The organism is Sphingomonas sp., assembly GCF_042091075.1.
GTDB lineage: Bacteria > Pseudomonadota > Alphaproteobacteria > Sphingomonadales > Sphingomonadaceae > Sphingomonas.
Window position 1 is genome coordinate 1 of record NZ_JBELIE010000230.1, and the last position, 3,733, is coordinate 3,733.

Here is a 3,733-nt window from a genome sequence, read left to right on the forward strand (position 1 = left end):
CGCCGCCAGCGTTTCCACCCCGACCGGCCCGCCACGATAGATATCCGCGATCATCGTCAGATAGCGCCGGTCCATCGCGTCGAGCCCAAGCGCGTCGACCTCCAGCCGGTTGAGCGCGCGATCGGCCACCGTCGCGTCCACCACCGCCGCGCCGGCGACATTCGCGAAGTCGCGCACCCGGCGCAGCAACCGCCCCGCGATTCGCGGCGTTCCCCGCGCGCGCCGGGCGATCTCCGCCGCGCCGTCCGCCGCGATGCCGAGATCGAGCAGCCGCGCGGCCCGGGTCACCACCTGCCGCAATTCCTCGACACTGTAGAATTGCAGCCGCACCGGAATGCCGAAGCGATCCCGCAGCGGTGTCGTCAGCAGGCCCTGCCGCGTCGTCGCTCCGACCAACGTGAAGCGCGGCAGGTCGATACGGACGCTGCGCGCCGATGGCCCCTCGCCGATCATCAGGTCGAGCGCACGATCCTCCATCGCGGGATACAGAACCTCTTCGACCGCTGGTTGCAGGCGGTGGATCTCATCGATGAAGAGGACGTCACCATCCTCCAGATTCGTCAGCAAGGCGGCAAGGTCGCCCGACTTGGCGATCACCGGGCCGGAGGTGGCGCGAAAACCGACCCCCATTTCGCGTGCGATGATCTGCGCCAGCGTCGTCTTGCCCAGCCCCGGCGGGCCGAAGAACAGCACGTGATCGAGCGCGTCGCCGCGCGCCTTCGCCGCCTGGATGAACACCCGCAGGTTCTCGCGTGCCGCCTGCTGCCCGACGAATTCGTCGAGATGACGCGGGCGCAGCGCGGCATCCACGTCCTCCGGGCGACGGGCAGCGGTTATCAGGCGATCATCGTCAGCGTCGGTCACGCTTCGTTCCGTAGCGCGGCGGAACGCTTATCGGAAGCTCCCTGGCGGAGATCGTCGCGCAAAGCGGGCGGAGTCACCCCAGCCGGTCGATCACCCGTCCCTTGCCCATGGGATCATGCTGCGCCCGCAATTTGACGAGCATCGCGTCGAAACGGTCGAGCTGTTCGCCGACCGTGCGTACCGGCGCGTCGGCGACCGCAGGGGCGCGCTCCGGCAGCGTCGGGATTGCGGGCCCGTTCGTACGAAGGGGATTGATGCTCGACATTGATACTCCTCGAGGCTGCCATCGCAACGCGACAGCCGCCCAAACCTCCCCATGCCGGAAAGGCCTAAGGTAAGAATTGGCTAACCAAATCCCACGGGGCGCCAATATCTCCTCCGATCGTCTCCGATCGATGTCGCTTTGTCGCAGCGCAGCAACAGTCGTGTCACCGCGCCGCTTTTTTCAGCGCGAGGCGTACCAGCGTGTCCAGCGTCGCGCCGGGGCCGACATCGTCCTCCGCCGCCGCCACCGCCGCGCTGGCTTCGGCCGGCCGGAAACCGAGGTTCAGCAACGCCGATACCGCATCCGCCCCCGCGCCCGCCGGCACCACGTGCGCCGCCGCGGCGGGGCCGAGCGCCACACCGCCGACCTTGTCCTTCAGCTCGCGCACGATCCGTTCCGCCAGTTTCGGCCCGACGCCGTTGGCGCGCGCCACCGTCGCCTTGTCCTGCGCCATCACCGCCCGCGACAGATCGGCGGGCTCCAGCGTCGACAGGATCGCCAACGCCACGCGCGCGCCGACCCCCTGCACCGCTGTCAACAGGCGGAACCAGTCACGCTCGGCGGCGGTGGCGAAACCGACCAGCCGGAGGAAATCCTCCCCCACCAGCAATTCGGTGAACAACGTGGTCGCCTCGCCCACCGGCCCGATCGCCGCGAGCGTGCGCGACGATGCACCGACCAGATAGCCGACGCCGCCGACATCGATCACCGCATGATCGGTTCCCGTCGCGTCCAGCCGGCCCTTCAGATGCGCGATCATGCCGTTCCTTCCCTGCGCCGCGCGGTCGCCCGCTGGCTTGCGACGTGATGGGCGTGGCAGACAGCCACCGCCAGCGCATCGGCCGCATCGGGCCCGGCCAGCTTCACCCCCGGCAGCAGCACCGCCATCATCGCCTGAATCTGGCGCTTCTCCGCGCCGCCGGTGCCCACGACCGCCTTCTTGACCGTCGAGGGATGATATTCCCCGATCGTCAGCCCCGCGCCGCTCGCCGCCAGCAGCACGACGCCGCGCGCCTGGCCCAGTTTCAACGTCGACTGCGCATTGGTGTTGCCGAGCACTTCCTCGACCGCCGCCTCATCGGGCCGCTCGGCGCGCAGCACGTCGATCAGCGCGGCATACAGGTTGGCGAGCCGCCGTGGCAGCGGCATCGACGGATCGGTGCGGATCTGCCCGTTGGCGACATGGCTGAGCCGGTTGCCCTCCGCACGGATCACCCCCCAACCCGTCGTACCCAGGCCGGGATCGAGGCCGAGGATGATCATCCCGCTCCGTTGCCGACCGGACGGGGGACGGAGACGGCGTCGAGCGTGCCCGGCATCTGGCGCACGAACCAGACCATCACCCCAGCTTCGCCATCACCTCGTCGGACACCTCGTAATTCCCCCACACCGTCTGCACGTCGTCATCGTCGTCCAGCGCGTCGATCAGCTTGAAGAGCGTCGCGGCGTCATCCTCGTTGACCTCGACCATCGTCTGCGGGCGCCACGCCAGCTTCGCGCCCTCGGATTCGCCCAGCACCGGTTCCAGCGCCTTGGCGACCTCGTGCAGGTCACCCTGCGCCGTCCAGATCTCATGGCCGTCGTCGGACGAGGCGACATCCTCGGCCCCCGCCTCCAGCGCCGCCTCGAACACCTTTTCGGCGTCGCCGACGGTGGCGGGATAGGTGATCAGCCCCATCCGGTCGAAGCCATGGCTGACCGAGCCCGATGCGCCGAGATTGCCGCCGTTCTTGCTGACCGCGGTGCGCACGTTCGTCGCGGTGCGGTTGCGATTGTCGGTCAGCGCCTCGATGATCAGCGACACGCCGCCGGGGCCGAAGCCCTCGTAGCGGATTTCCTCGTAGCTTTCGGTATCGCCCTTGGTCGCCTTGTCGATCGAACGCTGGATATTGTCCTTCGGCATCGACTGCGCCTTGGCGGCGTTGATCGCGGCGCGCAGGCGCGGGTTCATGTCGGGATCGGGCAGACCCATCTTCGCCGCCACGGTGATTTCGCGGCTGAGCTTGGAGAACATGCTGGAGCGCTTCTTATCCTGCGCGCCCTTGCGGTGCATGATATTCTTGAACTTGGAATGGCCTGCCATGATCGCCTCTGAGGGGTAATCGGATGGCCTTATCGCGGGCGGGCGCAGGATGCCAGTCCGGGGGTTGCCCCGACTCCCCCCGATCAGGCAAAGGCGGCGGCATCATGACAGTCAGCGTGGACATGGGCACCGATACGTCGGGCGCGCCCGTGACGATGGATCTCGAGGAATTGCTGGCCACCCGATTGCTCGTTCAGGGCAATTCGGGCTCTGGCAAGTCGCACCTGCTGCGCCGGCTGCTCGAACGGTCGGCGGGTCAGGTGCAGCAGGTCGTCATCGATCCCGAGGGCGATTTCGTTACCCTGTCCGAGCGGTACGGCCATGTCGTGATCGAGGGCGCCGATTATGCCGAGCGCGAGATCGCGCGCATCGCCGCCCGCCTGCGCGAACACCGCGCCAGCGTCGTGCTCAGCCTCGAAGGGCTGGAGGCGGAGGGGCAGATGCGCTGCGCCGCCGGCTTCCTGAATGCGCTGTTCGATGCACCGCGCGAGCATTGGTATCCCGCGCTGGTGGTAGTCGAC

General features: G+C 68.1%; 6 protein-coding genes. 1 reads left to right on the forward strand and 5 read right to left on the reverse strand.

Annotated elements, in window-relative coordinates; all coding sequences use genetic code 11:
• From ruvB to ACFDSW_RS15880, 5 genes are all read right to left on the reverse strand, one after another.
• Positions 1-864, reverse strand: an 864-nt coding sequence (gene ruvB, locus ACFDSW_RS15860; RefSeq protein WP_375251233.1) for a Holliday junction branch migration DNA helicase RuvB, incomplete at its 3' end; no start/stop codon positions are given.
• Between the two features lie 73 nt (positions 865-937).
• A complete protein-coding gene (locus ACFDSW_RS15865) occupies positions 938-1,129 on the reverse strand; it encodes a hypothetical protein (RefSeq protein WP_375251234.1) in 192 nt (63 codons plus the stop codon).
• A 163-nt stretch (positions 1,130-1,292) separates the two neighbouring features.
• Entirely contained in the window at positions 1,293-1,889 is a 597-nt protein-coding gene (ruvA, locus tag ACFDSW_RS15870) for a Holliday junction branch migration protein RuvA (RefSeq protein WP_375251235.1), read from the reverse strand.
• On the reverse strand, positions 1,886-2,392 hold the full coding sequence (gene ruvC, locus ACFDSW_RS15875) for a crossover junction endodeoxyribonuclease RuvC (protein ID WP_375251236.1): 507 nt from the start codon (positions 2,390-2,392) through the stop codon (positions 1,886-1,888). Before ruvC ends, ruvA begins: the two co-directional genes overlap by 4 nt.
• 76 nt (positions 2,393-2,468) lie before the next feature.
• Positions 2,469-3,212 carry a YebC/PmpR family DNA-binding transcriptional regulator gene (locus ACFDSW_RS15880; RefSeq protein WP_375251237.1) on the reverse strand — a complete coding sequence of 248 codons (744 nt, stop codon included), beginning with the start codon at positions 3,210-3,212 and terminating at the stop codon, positions 2,469-2,471.
• A 104-nt stretch (positions 3,213-3,316) separates the two neighbouring features.
• Between ACFDSW_RS15880 and ACFDSW_RS15885 the strand changes: the two genes are divergently transcribed.
• Positions 3,317-3,733: helicase HerA domain-containing protein (locus ACFDSW_RS15885; RefSeq protein ID WP_375251238.1), on the forward strand; the 417-nt coding region annotated here is incomplete at its 3' end.